This window comes from Pantoea sp. X-Soil-ISGK-259 (assembly GCF_059730705.1).
Genome location: NZ_AP035986.1, coordinates 1,404,853 through 1,419,322, shown reverse-complemented (window position 1 = coordinate 1,419,322; position 14,470 = coordinate 1,404,853). Strand labels below are relative to the sequence as shown.

The window sequence follows — 14,470 nt, the reverse complement described above, 5'->3', positions numbered from 1 at the left end:
AGAAAAGTATGTCTACTGAACAATCGAAAGCACATCACGTTGGCGAATGGGCAAGTTTGCGTCATACCTCCCCTGAAATTGCCGAGGCCATTTTCGAAGTGGCGAATTACGATGAAAGACTGGCAGAAGAGATCTGGCGTCAGCAAGGCAGCGACGATGTGCTCATTCGCGCCTTTGAAAAGACCGATAAAGATCTCCTGACCTGGGATGATAAGCCCGTAGAACGTAAGAACGTCTGATTCAGGGGCGGGAATTTCCCGCCCTCACTTTTTTAGCTCACCAAGGAGTACGTTATGTCTTCCTATCAAAGCATTAATCCCGCAAACAATGAATTGCTGAAAAGCTGGCCTTCACATGATGAATCGGCTGTCAGCCATGCGCTGGACGTGGCCGATCGTCTTTTCCACTCTTCATGGAGCAAAGGTGAAATTCAGCCACGTCTGCAGGTATTGAAAAAACTGGCTGACCTGATTGATAGCCGCGCGGAAGAGCTGGCAACCATCGCCAGTAAAGAGATGGGTAAGCTGATTGGTCAGAGTCGTGGCGAAGTGAAAATCTGTTCACAGATTGCCCGCTACTACGCAGAGCATGCCGAACGTATTCTGCAGCCGCAGGCCTATCCCAGCGAGCTGGGCGAGGCCTGGGTTGAGTATCACCCGATTGGCGTGTTAGTTGCCGTCGAGCCGTGGAACTTCCCTTACTATCAGCTGATGCGCGTACTGGCACCTAACCTGGCGCTGGGCAACCCTGTTCTGGCGAAACATGCCAATATTGTGCCGCATTGTGCCGATGTGTTTGAAAAACTGGTTCGTGAAGCGGGTGCGCCTGAAGGGGCCTGGACTAACCTGTTCATATCAAACGAGCAGGTTGCCGATCTGATTGCTGACGATCGCGTGCAGGGTGTTGCCCTGACCGGTTCAGAGCGCGCAGGAAGCGCCGTTGCTGAGCAGGCTGGTAAGTATCTTAAGAAATCGACGCTGGAACTGGGCGGCAATGATGTGTTTGTGGTGCTGGATGATGCGGATCTTGACGAAGCCGTGCGTCAGGGCGTGCAGGCACGTCTCAGCAATTGCGGTCAGGTTTGTACTGCCGCAAAACGCTTTATTTTGCATGAGAAAATTGCCGATCGCTTTATCAGCCAGTTCAGTGCTGCGCTGAGTTCTGCAACGCTGGGCGATCCGCTGGATGAGAAAACCACACTTGGCCCGCTCTCTTCTGCTGATGCACATGACCGCCTGGTGAAACAGGTCGATGAAGCGGTCGCTAATGGCGCAACACTGGTGACAGGCGGTAAAGCGGCAGAGGGCGCGGGTTGCTTCTATCAGCCAACCATTCTCACTGGCATCACCCCGGATAATCCTGCTTATTATCAGGAGTTCTTCGGTCCTGTGGCGCAGGTTTATGTCGTCGGCGACGATAATGCGGCTGTGGCGCTGGCAAACGACTCGCACTACGGTCTGGGTGGCTCAGTCTGGACGCGGGATACGGCTCGCGGTCGTAAACTGGCTTCCGCCATTGAAACCGGGATGGTGTTTATCAACTCGCAGAGCGACACCTCAGCGGAACTGCCTTTTGGTGGTGTGAAACGTTCAGGCTATGGCCGTGAACTCTCTGATCTGGGTATCAAAGAGTTTGCTAACCAGAAACTGGTCGTTGTGGCGGGTTAATCGCCCTGCAGCCATAAAAAAACCCCGTTTCGACGGGGTTTTTTATTATGGGTCGCTACAGCGCAATTACTGCGTTGCCGCTGACTTTGATTCGTCGTTGTGCACTGTGGCAGGCTTATTCGCAGCGTTAGCCTGGTCAGCTTTCGCGTCACTGGCTGAGGCTGCTTTGTCTTCCTTCGCTTTCTCAGCAGCGGCTTTATCCGCTTTTGCCTTTTCAGCAGCGGCTTTTTCCGCTGCCGCTTTATCCGCTTTAGCCTTCTCAGCGGCTTCTTTATCCGCTTTTGCTTTCTCAGCAGCCGCTTTATCTGCTTCAGACTTCTCAGCGGCAGCTTTGTCGGCTTCAGCTTTCGCTTTGGCTGCGGTCGCTTTATCCGCTTCAGCTTTATCAGCAGCAGCGTCATTCGTCGCTGCGGCTTTTGCGCTGTCGTCGTCAGACTGTGCTGCCGGTTGTGGTGCCGCCGCAGGTTGCATTGGCGTGCCCTGCAGCGCAGCATTCAGCGCCTGAGAGAACTGATCCCAGCTGCAATAGCCGTTTGCATCCGTCTCACAACCCGCCAGTTGCAGCGTAACGCGCTTCGGTGGGTTTTTCAGACTCAGCACGTCAGCGTTGCGCAGCTGATCGGCCGTCTGATAGACATACTCGACTTTGAGCAGGTCTTTATCCGTTTTCGCATCATGCCAGCGTTCGAAAACAACCTGGCCGCCAATCGGCGTTTTTTCGTAAGTATCAGGCAGCTCATATGGTTTGACCTGCAACGCGCTCAGCAGCGAGGCGATATTCGAGTCATGACCCACCATCAGCGTGATTTTCGGCGCGTTAGCTTTGTCCTGATCCACTAACTGACTGCGGATGTAATCCACCAGTGGGGCCGCCACTTCACGGGAAACGTCCGGGCTGGTGAACAGGGCGTCCTGATAACCATTTTTAATGGCTGACAGCTCTTTCCACTGTTCAGGCGTCTTGATCTGGCCCCATGCAACCTGATCCAGCGGGAATCCTTCGTAATACTGCAGCGTAAACGCATCCATCAGGGAGTTACCCACTTTCAGCGGGCCACTGACAGTTGGCTCTTTACCGTTTTCAGCGCTGAAGGTGTTCTGGCCGCTGCTGAGATCGCACTGCTTTTTATTGTTGCAGGCAGGCGATGCTTTATAGTCGACAATCTTTTCCAGGCGCTGGAAAGCAGGTTTCAGCGACAGTTTTTCATTTGCTGCGGTCATCGCGGCCAGTGCTTTCTTATTGAAAGCATCGCTGCCATCGGTGATGACCGGATTAAAGATAGGATCCATGGAGCCCATTTCATCCTGGTGTGTGACCGCGACGTCACAGCCTGGGAAGGCACCATTAACAAAGAACTGAGCCGTCGCAACGGTGCGTTGCAGGCTGTTAGCGTAGACAAAGACGTTATTACTGTCAGGACAGCTGCCGTTCTTCACCAGGCCCTGCTGTGCCAGCCACTGACGGGTGTAATTACCCATGTAGACTTCCAGCACGCCACCTTTAGTGGTCAGCTGTCCGCCGGGAACATCCCACTGCGGCCAGCTTTTTTTGGTGGACTGTTCCAGCACGCTGCCATTATCGGCCAGTGGCGCACGCAGATTGTGACGACTCAACATCAGCACCTGTTGCAGCTGCATGTCACCCTCAGCAGCAAATGCTACCGTTCCGACCGGCAATGCAGCGAGCACTGACAATGCGCAAAGACTCAGTTTCTTGATCATTGTGCCTATTCCATTTATTCAGTAAAGAAACACTCTGGCTATCAACCGATTAGCTCGCCTCAGAGCGAAGTAATCAACAGTGTAACTCAGCTCGCCTCGGAAAAGCGCCAGATGTTTGCAAAAACAGTGAGTGGACTATAGCAGAGATGCATCGAACAGATGAATGCGCAGCCGCGCGTCAGCAGCAGAGACGTGGTTTTTCGGACTGGAGGAAGAAGCTGGAACGTCAGAAACGAAACAGGCCAGCACGGAGTGCTGGCCTGTAAAATGTGGCGGAGGAGGAGAGATTCGAACTCTCGGATGGTTTCCCATCGGCGGTTTTCAAGACCGCTGCCTTAAGCCGCTCGGCCACCCCTCCGTTTTGAAACTGTACTGCATCGGCAAAACTATTGATTTTTACCGCTATATTGCCCGTGGCAGATAAAGTGGCGGAGGAGGAGAGATTCGAACTCTCGGATGGTTTCCCATCGGCGGTTTTCAAGACCGCTGCCTTAAGCCGCTCGGCCACCCCTCCGCAATGACGCGCACTATAAACACCCCGTTTAGGGATGTAAAGCATCTATCTGTTTATTCGCCTGAAAAACAGCCAGATTGTGATTTTTTGGTGTCAAAATCACCACTCTGCTCAAACAATTAGCAGATTAGCGCGTAAAGAAGGGTAAAACGCCTTTTCCCTCTTTAATGGGCTGCGTATTCTCGGCACATATTTAACGATCTGCTTATTAGTGTTCTGCTTAAAGGAGCGCAACATGGAAAGAATTGTCACCTCATCGCAGTCTTCACTGCTTTCAACGCACAGAGTTCTGCGCAATACCTATTTTCTGCTTGGGCTGACTCTGGCCTTTTCGGCGGTTACAGCTACCGCCAGCACCCTGCTTGCCTTGCCTGCGCCGGGCCTGATCCTGATGCTGGTCGGCTTCTATGGTTTGATGTTTTTAACCTACCGCCTGGCTAACAGCCCGATGGGTATTCTTGCCGCGTTTGCGTTTACCGGCTTCCTGGGATACTGCCTGGGCCCTATTCTGAGCTCCTTCTTAACCGCAGGCATGGGCGACGTGATCGCACTGGCGCTGGGCGGTACGGCGCTGGTGTTCTTCTGCTGTTCTGCCTACGTGCTGACAACCCGTCGTGATATGTCCTTCCTGGGTGGCATGATGATGGCAGGTTTTGTGGTACTGCTGGTTGCGGTGGTCGCCAACATCTTCCTGCAGTTGCCTGCCTTGCATCTGGCTATCAGCGCCCTGTTTATTCTGTTTTCAGCCGGTGCAATTTTGTGGGAAACCAGCAACATCATTCATGGTGGCGAAACCAACTACATCCGCGCGACGGTCAGCCTCTATGTTTCGTTGTATAACATCTTCGTCAGCCTGCTTAGCCTGCTGGGTTTCGCCCGCAGCAACTAACCGGCAATGACAGTCGGCCTGTAAAACCCCGCTTCGGCGGGGTTTTTGCTTTTACTGCCTGCCAGGTTTGCTAAACTGCGCCGTCATTTACAGAGAGGAGATCACGTGAATTTTAACGGTAACGAAATCGCCGTCGATGCCGAAGGCTATCTGAAGAGTACCGACGACTGGAGTGAAGCGCTGGCGGCACACATTGCTGAGCGGGAAGGCCTCACCATGACCGAAGCACACTGGGAAGTGGTCCATTTTGTGCGCGCGTTTTATCTGGAATTTAATACCTCACCCGCCGTGCGGATGCTGGTAAAGGCAATGGCGAAGAAATACGGGGAAGAGAAAGGCAACAGCCGCTACCTCTTCCGCCTGTTTCCTGAAGGGCCGGCTAAACAGGCAACGAAAATTGCCGGCCTGCCTAAACCGGCAAAGTGTCTGTGATTAACCGGTTGTAAAATCGCGGGGTGGCTCTGCGGGCTGGTGCGGTTCCACCAGCACCTTATCAACGCGCGCACTGCGGGGCCCGCCCGCTTTAAGCCAGGCGATTAGCGCTTCGACCTTCTCCGCGTCGCCCCAGGCCAGCACCTCGACGCTGCCGTCATCCAGATTCCGCGCGTAGCCCAGCACGCCCAGCGTCCTGGCTTCTGCCTGCGTACTGTAACGAAACCCGACGCCCTGGACGCGGCCATGAACCCATGCTTTAAAACAGGCTGCTGACATTATTCTCTCCTGCTGCTGTTCGTTGCAATTTCCCGTTATCCACCGGACAATGGCGCCTCATTTTTTCAGGTAAGCATAGCAAACTATGACAGTCAGATTGATTCTCGCAAAGGGACGTGAAAAGTCCCTGCTCCGTCGCCATCCATGGGTCTTTTCAGGTGCCGTTGCACGTCTGGAAGGTAAAGCACAACGGGGTGAAACCCTTGACGTTTGTGACAGCAACGGCAAATGGCTGGCTCGCGCCGCATATTCACCCGAGTCGCAGATTCGCGCCCGCGTCTGGAGCTGGCAGGCCGATGAATCCATCGATATCGCTTTCTTTGTCCGCCGTTTCGAACAGGCGCAGCAGTGGCGTAAATGGCTGGCGGCCCGTGATGGTCTGGACAGTTATCGCCTGATTGCCGGTGAGTCTGATAATTTGCCCGGCGTCACTATTGATCGTTTTGGCAACTTTTTAGTAATGCAGCTGCTCTCGGCTGGCGCGGAATATCAGCGTGCGGCGATTATCACCGCCCTCCAGCAGTGTTTCCCTGGCTGCGCCATCTATGACCGTTCTGACGTCGCCGTACGCAAGAAAGAAGGTCTGGAGCTGACACAAGGCCCCGTCACCGGTGAACTGCCACCGCCCCTGCTGCCGATCACAGAACATGGCATGAAGCTGCTGGTTGATATCCAGGGCGGCCATAAAACGGGCTATTACCTTGATCAGCGTGACAGTCGTCTTGCTACGCGTCGTTATGCACAGGATGCACGTGTACTGAACTGCTTCTCTTACACAGGCGGATTCGCTGTTTCTGCGCTGATGGGTGGGTGTAAAGAAGTCATCAGTGTGGATACCTCTCAGGAAGCGCTGGACGTAGCCCGTCAGAACGTTGAACTGAACGAGCTGGATCTTTCTCGCGCCCGTTTTGAGCGTGATGATGTGTTCAAACTGCTGCGCCGCTATCGTGACAGTGGCGAGAAATTTGATCTGATCATTATGGATCCGCCCAAATTCGTCGAAAACAAAAGCCAGTTAATGGGTGCCTGTCGCGGCTATAAAGATATTAATATGCTTGCCATTCAGTTACTGAATCCGGGCGGGGTCCTGATGACCTTCTCCTGCTCCGGTCTGATGGCTACCGAACTGTTCCAGAAGATTATTGCCGATGCCGCGCTGGATGCGGGACGCGAAGTGCAGTTTATCGAACAGTTCCGTCAGGCAGCGGATCATCCGGTCATCGCCAGCTATCCGGAAGGCCTCTATCTGAAAGGTTTTGCCTGCCGCGTGATGTGACTTGAAAAATGGGCTCCTGACCCCATATTGGTAAGAGAGCTTTTTTTCGGAGGTCACTATGATTGCCAGTAAAATGATTGCCAGTAAATTTGGTATTGGTCAGCAGGTTCGTCATCGTTTGTCCGGCGTACTGGGCGTTATCGTTGATGTCGATCCTGAGTACTCGTTAGACGAGCCTAAAATTGAAGATGTTGGTGCAGAAGAAAAGATGCGTACCGCACCCTGGTATCATGTGGTGATGGAAGATGAGGAAGGCGATCAGGTTCATACCTATGTCGCAGAGATTCAGCTTTCAGGTGAAACCAGCATTGAACATCCTGAGCAACCTTCAATGGATGAGCTCGCTGCATCCGTACGTCAGCAATTGCAGGCACCTCATCTGCGACACTAATCTGTGGCGGCACGCTCTGCCGCCACCCCTGATTTAGCGCGTAATCCCCAGACGTGGAATTTCAATCTTCGGGCAACGATCCATAATCACCGTCATGCCTGCATCCTGAGCCAGCACCGCCGCCTGTTCATTAATCACGCCGAGTTGCAGCCATAATGTCTTTGCCCCGACGGCTATAGCCTCCTGGGCGACACCCCATGCGGCTTCAGAATTGCGGAAGACATCCACCATATCAATCCCGCCGGGTACATCCGCCAGACTGGCATAACCCTGTTGCCCCAGCACTGTTTTCCCTGCAAGTTTCGGGCTGACCGGGATCACGTCATAGCCCTGATCAAGCAGATACTTCATCACACCGTAACTGGGACGTTCGGGGCGATCACTTGCTCCAACTAAGGCGATACGTTGGGTTCGCGTCAGCACGTCACGAATTGTCTGGTCGTTCATGTTTCTCTCCTTTCAGGCCAGCGTTGAGTGTAGATGGGTGCGCTCGTTAACGGGTAAGTCCTGAGCACAATTAATTGAACCCGCGCACGAATAAATATGTTTAAATGTAAATTAACTGCCATAATGTAAGAATTTGCTACACATCCCCTTTCGTGTCATCAGTTACCGGAGTTGAAATGAAGCTGTCGCTGGCTGTAACGGGGTTACTTACACTCCTCGTTTCGGCGTCCTGTTCTGCCATCACATTAAAGCTTGATCCGCAAATCGAGCTACTGGTGCTGGATGGTCGAAAAATTTCAGGTTCGCTCCTCAAAGGAGCTGACAGCCTGGAGCTGGATCGCGGTCAGCATCAGTTTCTGTTCCGGGTAGAGCATCAGCGCAAAGGGCTGAAAGAGAATGTCATTGCCTATCAGTCTCTGCCGATGATTGTCACGTTCACTGCTGTAGCCAAAACCATTACTATTCGGCTGCCCGCGCTGGAGACAAAACGCGAGCGTTATCATTTTGACCGCAGCCTTAACTTCCAGCTGGTGGATGAAAAAGGCACGGAGATTACCAGCGTGCGTGACCACCTGCCGGCCATCACAACCGCCGACATGGAAAAAGCGATGCTGAATTATAACCGCACCCGCCAGATCGCCTCTGTGCCCCGGTTTGCAAATTCCGCTTCTGCTCCCCCCTCTTCCGTCAGGCTTACCGCAGACCTGGACTGGACTTCACAGGCCGAACTGCCCTCGCTGCACCGCTGGTTTCATCGTTTCGATGAAGCGACGCGCCAGCAATTTATGACACTGGTCAAAATGCTACGTACGAGTTGATAGCGTTAATGGGCCAGAGGTAAACTCAGGATCCCTCTCATTGCGCATGAGCCTTATCAGGACGCCTCTATGGAACAGACTGTTCGCACCCTTGGCACCATAAAACATATCGCGCTGGTCGCCCATGACCACTGCAAAGCCGCACTGCTTGACTGGGTTAAACAGAATCAGCCCGCGCTGGAACAACACATCCTCTATGCGACCGGGACGACCGGAAATCTGATTAATCGTGATACCGGCCTGAACGTGACAGCCATGCTGAGCGGCCCGATGGGTGGTGATCAGCAGGTGGGTGCGCTGATTTCAGAAGGAAAAATTGATGCACTGATTTTTTTCTGGGATCCGCTTAACGCCGTGCCGCACGATCCGGATGTCAAAGCGCTGCTGCGTCTGGCAACCGTCTGGAATATTCCGGTCGCCACAAATCGCTCCACAGCGGACTTTATTATTCAGTCGCCGCTGTTTGCGCAAAGCCTGGAGATTATGATTCCCGATTATCAGCGCTATCTGGCCGATCGCCTGAAATAACTCAGGCTTTACGCAGTACTGGCACACCGAGCTCGCGGAAGTCATCGACAAACGGTGACGGCGCTGCTTTATCGAACAGTAAAAAGACCTGCTGACGCGCTCGCGTCAGTGCCACATAGGCCAGACGGCGCTCCTCCGCATGCGGGAAAGGTTCGGGCTGCGGCAGTAAGCCCTGTTCAATAACTGACTCGCGGACTTCCGCCGGGAACCCCTCTTTGCCCTGTTGTAATCCCAGCAGAATGACATAATCCACCTGCTGGCCTTTGCTGGCGTGGATCGTCATAAAGTCCAGATTGAGTTTCGGCCAGCGGGTTCGGGCTTTATCCAGTATGTCTGGCCGCAGATAGTGATAGCGCGCCAGCAGCAGAATACGCTCATCCGGTTTCGCATAACCACTGAGTTTGTTCAGCAGGGCGTCCAGCTGATCCTCTGCCAGCAATGCAATCGATTTCTTATTGCCTTTGGTGACGCTATTCAGTGGTTTTGCCAGCTGTTGAGGATTCTGCTGGATAAAACGATTAGCAATATCGCCAATGCGATCGTTAAAGCGGTAGGTGGTGTCGAGCACGCAACGATCACCCTCACCAAAATAGTGATGGAATGCGGTCGTCAGCGTCATCTCTGCGCCGCTGAAGCGATAGATAGCCTGCCAGTCATCGCCAACCGCAAACAGGGCGGTGCGCTTATTCTGCTGGCGGAGTGCGCTGAGCAAGGCGGCACGCTGAGGTGAAATATCCTGGAACTCATCCACCAGTATGTGTTTCCACGGACTGATAAACCGCCCTTTTTCCAGAACGGCTATTGCCTGATGAATCAGACCCGAAAAGTCGACCGCGCCCTCCTCTTTCAACGCACTCTTCCACGCTTTCAACAACGGTGCCATCAGTTTGATGCGTTTACTGAAGAGATCACGGACCTCTTCCAGCACATCCGCGATCATAGCTGCCTGTGCACCTCCGTGCATGCGCATCAGGCCGAGCCAGCGCTCCAGTCGTGACGCCAGCCGCTTTGCCAGCCTGTCGTCCTCCCAGAAAGGCCCCTCCGGTAATTCCCACTGCAGTTCGTCACGCAGCCACTGACGCCAGCCGTTTGCCATCGCTTTCTTCTCATGGCACTGCTGCTGCCATTCCCGGATCAATAACGCGCGACGCGCATCCGCATCACTCTCCAGCTTGCTGATAACCGGCTGCTTATTGCTGCCTTCACGAATAATATGCAGCGCCAGAGAATGGAAGGTTCGCGCCTGGATGTCATCCGCGGAGAGCCGTGACTGGATACGCTCGTTCATCTCTTTGGCAGCCTCGCGGCCAAATGCCAGTAACAGGATTTGATCGGCGCTGGCCAGCTTGCGCTGCATTAACCAGCCTGCCCGGGCCACCAGCACTGACGTTTTACCGCTACCGGCGCCAGCCAGCACCAGCAATGAATTTTCGCCGTTGACCACCGCCTCACACTGCGACTGATTCAGTGGCGTGCTCTCGACGCTGGCAAAGAATGCCTGATAACGGCTTAACATAGCGGCCGTCCAGTCGCGGTTTCGCTGCTGCAAGGCCGCGTCACCCTGATCCAGCCAGCGCTGACAAAACGCCCAGTTCTCGCGGCAGTCAGCAAACTCTTTTAAGCGGATAAGAGGCATTGGCAACGCATCGAACTGTTTGAGAATTTTTGTTTTCAGCCCCTGCAGTTCGTGGCGGTTGAGCCAACGATCCTGCGCGCCAAAGGTCTCGATTTCATCATGCAGCGACTGGAGTACCTCACGGCAGACTGCGCTCATCTCCAGACTCCAGCTCTGCCAGGCCTGCATCAGATAGTGGTGAAAGCGCTGCGTCTCCTGCCATTCCGTTCCGTGCAGCCGAACCACTTTTTCATCGGCCAGCAAAAATTCCAGTTCGCCCCATACCAGCCCACGCTTGCAGGCAATATCCAGTAACTGGTTAAAGGGGATCAGATACTCGTGCTTATCGCCACTGACTTCGACGCCCGCCGCCATCAGGCGGACACGATTATAAGGATGCTGGGCAAGTCGTTTGCCCATCGAGGTTGCTTTCAGTTCCACGCCGACACCAACGTCAGATAACAGGATTAAGGGGAGTTTACCTGTCAGACCCTTAGCGCTCCAGCCTTAAAACAAGCTAAACTTGGCGTCACATCTTGCGGAATGCAAAAGGAAAAGACGATCATGCGCACCGTTTTAAATATTCTTAATTTTGTCCTGGGTGGCTTTTTCACCACGCTGAGCTGGCTGTTTGCCACGTTAATCAGTGTCGTGCTGATTTTTACCCTGCCACTGACCCGCTCCTGCTGGGAAATTACAAAGCTCTCGCTGCTGCCGTTTGGCAACGAGGCGGTGCATGTCGATGTGCTTCGTCCTGAAAGTAAGAGTCATATTCTGAATACCGGCGGAACTTTCCTGAATATTTTCTGGCTGATTTTCTTTGGCTGGTGGCTCTGCCTTTCACATATCTCGGTGGGGATTGTGCAATGCATCAGCATCATCGGTATTCCAACAGGGATTGCGAACTTTAAGATTGCCGCTATCGCCCTCTGGCCGGTTGGACGCCGCGTGGTGTCCGTGGAAGAGGCGCGCGCCGCGCGCGAAGCCAATGCCCGCCGCTATTAATATGATGTCGGATGCAGTGCCTGGCTGGCGAAAATATCTGTTTAATAGTACGTGGCGCTATCTGCTGCGGATTTTGTTTGCGCTGAGTGGCTGCGCTGCCATCCCCTGGTGGCTGCATCAGATTGAGTGGACGATTCCCTTAACGCTGGGGGTGGTCGCGGCTGCGCTGGCCGATCTTGATGATCGCCTGGCCGGTCGTCTGAAGAATCTGCTGATTACCCTGCTTTGCTTCTGCATCGCCTCCGTTTCAGTAGAACTCCTGTTTCCCTATCCGTTCGCCTTTATTGTCGGGCTGGCGATCTCGACATGGGGCTTTATTCTGCTGGGTGCCCTGGGCCAGCGCTACGCCACTATCGCGTTTGGTGCGCTGCTGATTGCGGTCTATACCATGCTCGGCATCGGGCTGTTCAGTCAGTGGTATATGCAGCCGATGCTGCTGCTGGTCGGCGCGCTGTGGTACAACCTGCTGACGCTGCTGGGTCATCTGATGTTTCCGGTCCGGCCGGTGCAGGAACAGCTGGCTGGCAGCTTTTCACAACTGGCGCGTTACCTGGATGCCAAAGCGAATCTCTTCGATCCGGATGCTGGTGAGCAGGATGACGCCGCGTTTATCGATGCGGCGATGGTCAACAGCCAGTTAGTGGCGCAGCTCAACCTGACCAAAACTACGCTGCAGAGTCGACTGCGTGGCGATCGCGGGTCGCGCGGCACCCGCCGTAGTCTGCACTACTATTTTGTGGCGCAGGACATTCATGAACGGGCCAGCTCGTCCCATTTGCAATATCATCTGCTGCGCGGTGACTGGCGCTATAACGAAATTCTGTTTCGCTTCCAGCGTCTTCTTAACATGCAGGCACAAGCCTGTCGCCAGCTGGCACACTGCATTCTGGTGCGTGAAAGATGGGTGCATGACAGTCGATTTGAGCGCGCGTTTGAACGATTACAAAAAGCAATTGAACGTCTGGAGCAGCGCGAGCCTGAGGCCGAGCATACCCGTGCCCTTTTCTGGCTGCTGCGCAATCTGCGCGCCATTGATGCCCACCTTGCCTCCATCGAATCTGAACAGACGCTGGCCGGTGAAGATCCTCAGCACAGCGATAATCTGCTGTCACGCGAAGGATTAAGTGGCTGGAGTGACATCAGGCTGCGCTTTAGCCGTCATCTCTCTCCCTCATCGGCGCTATTCCGGCATGCAGTTCGCATGTCAGTCGTGCTCTGTATCGGCTATGGCTTCATTAAGATCACCGGACTCGAGCGGGGATACTGGATTTTGCTGACCAGCCTGTTTGTCTGCCAGCCCAACTACAACGCAACGCAGCGGCGACTGGCCTTACGTATCGGCGGAACACTGGCGGGCATTGCTATTGGTCTGCCCGTTTTATGGCTGGTGCCCTCAATTGAAGGGCAGTTAATCCTGATTGTGATTTCCGGCGTGCTGTTCTTCGCTTTCAGGCAGGTACAGTATGCGCAGGCCACGCTGTTTATCACATTGCTGGTTCTGCTCTGCTTTAACCTGTTAGGGGAAGGCTTTGAGGTCGCCCTGCCACGCGTAGTGGACACCTTACTCGGCTGTGGCCTGGCCTGGCTGGCTGTGGCGTTTATCTGGCCAGACTGGCGCTTTCGTCAGTTGCCGGCGGTGGCTGAACGAACCCTGAAAGCGAACTGCCGCTATCTGGATGCGATCATGGAACAGTATCATCAGGGCAAGGATAACCGTCTCGCCTATCGCATTGCCCGCCGTGACGCACACAATGCAGATGCCGAGCTGGCATCCGTGGTTTCAAACATGAGCAGTGAAAGTCGCACCAGTCAGAAACTGCGCGAATCGGCTTTTCAGCTGCTTTGCTCAAACCACTCGTTTCTGAGTTACATTTCTGCACTCGGCGCGCACCGTGACAAAATTACGGCACCAGAACTGCTGACCTTGCTGGATGATACAGTTTGTTATGTTGAGGATGTGCTTCAGACGGACGTAGTCAGCGATGAGCATGTTGAAACAATGCGCCATCAACTGGCTCATCGCATCAGCCAGTTGGCCGCAGATGCGGATGTGCGTGCGCCGCTGGTGCTTCAGCAACTCGGACTGCTGGTAGCCTTAATGCCTGATGTGGCTCGCCTGCGCCGCACGCTTATTGCTGATTAGCCTTCTTCGCCTCTGAAGTCTGGTTTCGATAAAAGCGTGCGTTGAAACCATGCATTCAGCTCGGCACGGGTGGCCAGTGGCAGTGCGGCCGCATGGTGGCCCGTAATCGCACCCTGCAGCGCCAGTAGTGTCTGAAATCCAACGTGCTGGTTGATCGCTTTTAACTTCAGCCAGCACTGTTTGGCTCCCATCTGGTAAAGATGATTGACACTCATCACGCCCGCCTCGTACAACATGACTTCCATGCGTACACTGAGATTAGGCAGATCTTTCAAACGCGGAGAGGCTTGTCTGTGCTGCAACTCGCGCTGTGCCGTTTCTAAAGAGGCCGCGGAGAGCGTCAGAAGATGGTCAGGATCCCGCCATAAGGCTTCATCGACCTGAAAGTAATCAAGCTTCACTGACTTGCCCCGTTTGCGAAAAATCAGGGGCTGGAGCGGACGGTCGGTAATGTAATCCCGCAAGGGTTCACTGGCCCGCAGGTAGAGTTCATCTTTATTAATTAACGCGAAAACCACGCTTTCGACAGCCAGTGCATAGCCACCAAACTGGGTCCGGGACTCAATTGTTCCCAACGGGCCCAGGTGCGCTCTGGAGCGCTCGACAACCGGGTTAATCTTTTTCATTGCACCACCTCCATGTAAGAAATATCTGGTAAATTACGTTGTGTATCAGGTAATTAGAAGATAAAAAAAAGTGGCAGCGGGTTCAATGAATAAATAGTGCTTCAACTAATCTTGTCGC

The 14,470-nt window shown here is 53.9% G+C and carries 15 protein-coding genes and 2 tRNA genes; 10 read left to right on the top strand and 7 right to left on the bottom strand.

The window, feature by feature from the left end:
- The first annotated feature begins 8 nt into the window (after positions 1-8).
- Together AC6I77_RS06500 and AC6I77_RS06495 are read left to right on the top strand one after the other, a co-directional pair.
- Positions 9-239 carry a YccJ family protein gene (locus AC6I77_RS06500; protein WP_003850006.1) on the top strand — a complete coding sequence of 77 codons (231 nt, stop codon included), beginning with the start codon at positions 9-11 and terminating at the stop codon, positions 237-239.
- 54 nt (positions 240-293) lie between these two features.
- Entirely contained in the window at positions 294-1,667 is a 1,374-nt protein-coding gene (locus AC6I77_RS06495) for an NAD-dependent succinate-semialdehyde dehydrogenase (RefSeq protein WP_497816771.1), read from the top strand.
- 66 nt (positions 1,668-1,733) lie between these two features.
- Here the strand turns inward: AC6I77_RS06495 and agp are convergent, their stop codons facing one another.
- The 3 genes from agp to AC6I77_RS06480 all read right to left on the bottom strand — a co-directional run bounded on the left by agp (position 1,734) and on the right by AC6I77_RS06480 (position 3,903).
- Positions 1,734-3,389 (bottom strand): bifunctional glucose-1-phosphatase/inositol phosphatase, encoded by a 1,656-nt coding sequence (agp, locus tag AC6I77_RS06490; protein WP_438477097.1) that lies wholly within the window; start codon positions 3,387-3,389, stop codon positions 1,734-1,736.
- A 270-nt stretch (positions 3,390-3,659) separates the two neighbouring features.
- Positions 3,660-3,747: transfer RNA gene (locus AC6I77_RS06485), tRNA-Ser, on the bottom strand.
- 68 nt (positions 3,748-3,815) lie between these two features.
- A tRNA-Ser gene (locus AC6I77_RS06480) sits at positions 3,816-3,903 on the bottom strand.
- A gap of 235 nt (positions 3,904-4,138) precedes the next feature.
- On the opposite strand from AC6I77_RS06480, the gene yccA reads away from it, so the two are divergent.
- The gene (gene yccA / locus AC6I77_RS06475; RefSeq protein WP_003850014.1) at positions 4,139-4,792 is read left to right on the top strand and encodes an FtsH protease modulator YccA; all 654 of its coding nucleotides are present in this window, start codon (positions 4,139-4,141) and stop codon (positions 4,790-4,792) included.
- 105 nt (positions 4,793-4,897) lie between these two features.
- Positions 4,898-5,224 carry a sulfurtransferase TusE gene (gene tusE, locus AC6I77_RS06470; protein ID WP_003850016.1) on the top strand — a complete coding sequence of 109 codons (327 nt, stop codon included), beginning with the start codon at positions 4,898-4,900 and terminating at the stop codon, positions 5,222-5,224.
- On the opposite strand, the gene yccX is transcribed toward tusE, so the two are convergent.
- The gene (yccX, locus tag AC6I77_RS06465) at positions 5,225-5,503 is read right to left on the bottom strand and encodes an acylphosphatase (RefSeq protein WP_003850019.1); all 279 of its coding nucleotides are present in this window, start codon (positions 5,501-5,503) and stop codon (positions 5,225-5,227) included.
- An 85-nt stretch (positions 5,504-5,588) separates the two neighbouring features.
- Between yccX and rlmI the strand changes: the two genes are divergently transcribed.
- A complete protein-coding gene (gene rlmI, locus AC6I77_RS06460; RefSeq protein WP_003850021.1) occupies positions 5,589-6,779 on the top strand; it encodes a 23S rRNA (cytosine(1962)-C(5))-methyltransferase RlmI in 1,191 nt (396 codons plus the stop codon).
- Positions 6,780-6,852: 73 nt separating this feature from the next.
- Complete coding sequence (hspQ, locus tag AC6I77_RS06455; RefSeq protein ID WP_010246651.1) at positions 6,853-7,170, top strand: heat shock protein HspQ; 318 nt, start codon at positions 6,853-6,855, stop codon at positions 7,168-7,170.
- 33 nt (positions 7,171-7,203) lie between these two features.
- On the opposite strand, the gene AC6I77_RS06450 is transcribed toward hspQ, so the two are convergent.
- On the bottom strand, positions 7,204-7,617 hold the full coding sequence (locus AC6I77_RS06450) for a CoA-binding protein (RefSeq protein WP_003850025.1): 414 nt from the start codon (positions 7,615-7,617) through the stop codon (positions 7,204-7,206).
- A gap of 176 nt (positions 7,618-7,793) precedes the next feature.
- On the opposite strand from AC6I77_RS06450, the gene AC6I77_RS06445 reads away from it, so the two are divergent.
- Together AC6I77_RS06445 and mgsA are read left to right on the top strand one after the other, a co-directional pair.
- A complete protein-coding gene (locus tag AC6I77_RS06445; RefSeq protein WP_008925883.1) occupies positions 7,794-8,435 on the top strand; it encodes a YccT family protein in 642 nt (213 codons plus the stop codon).
- 69 nt (positions 8,436-8,504) lie between these two features.
- Positions 8,505-8,963, top strand: coding sequence for a methylglyoxal synthase (gene mgsA, locus AC6I77_RS06440; protein ID WP_003850029.1), 459 nt, complete (start codon positions 8,505-8,507; stop codon positions 8,961-8,963).
- A 1-nt stretch (position 8,964) separates the two neighbouring features.
- On the opposite strand, the gene helD is transcribed toward mgsA, so the two are convergent.
- On the bottom strand, positions 8,965-11,019 hold the full coding sequence (gene helD / locus AC6I77_RS06435) for a DNA helicase IV (RefSeq protein WP_497816770.1): 2,055 nt from the start codon (positions 11,017-11,019) through the stop codon (positions 8,965-8,967).
- Positions 11,020-11,142: 123 nt separating this feature from the next.
- Here helD and AC6I77_RS06430 point away from each other — a divergent pair, with 123 nt between their 5' ends.
- The gene (locus AC6I77_RS06430) at positions 11,143-11,583 is read left to right on the top strand and encodes a YccF domain-containing protein (protein WP_003850033.1); all 441 of its coding nucleotides are present in this window, start codon (positions 11,143-11,145) and stop codon (positions 11,581-11,583) included.
- Positions 11,567-13,726: a YccS family putative transporter gene (gene yccS, locus AC6I77_RS06425; RefSeq protein WP_039660961.1), complete on the top strand. Its 2,160-nt coding sequence runs from the start codon at positions 11,567-11,569 to the stop codon at positions 13,724-13,726. The genes AC6I77_RS06430 and yccS overlap by 17 nt, the downstream gene beginning before the upstream one ends.
- Here the strand turns inward: yccS and AC6I77_RS06420 are convergent.
- Entirely contained in the window at positions 13,723-14,352 is a 630-nt protein-coding gene (locus tag AC6I77_RS06420) for a TfoX/Sxy family DNA transformation protein (RefSeq protein ID WP_003850036.1), read from the bottom strand. The genes yccS and AC6I77_RS06420 overlap by 4 nt on opposite strands.
- Positions 14,353-14,470: the final 118 nt, after the last annotated feature.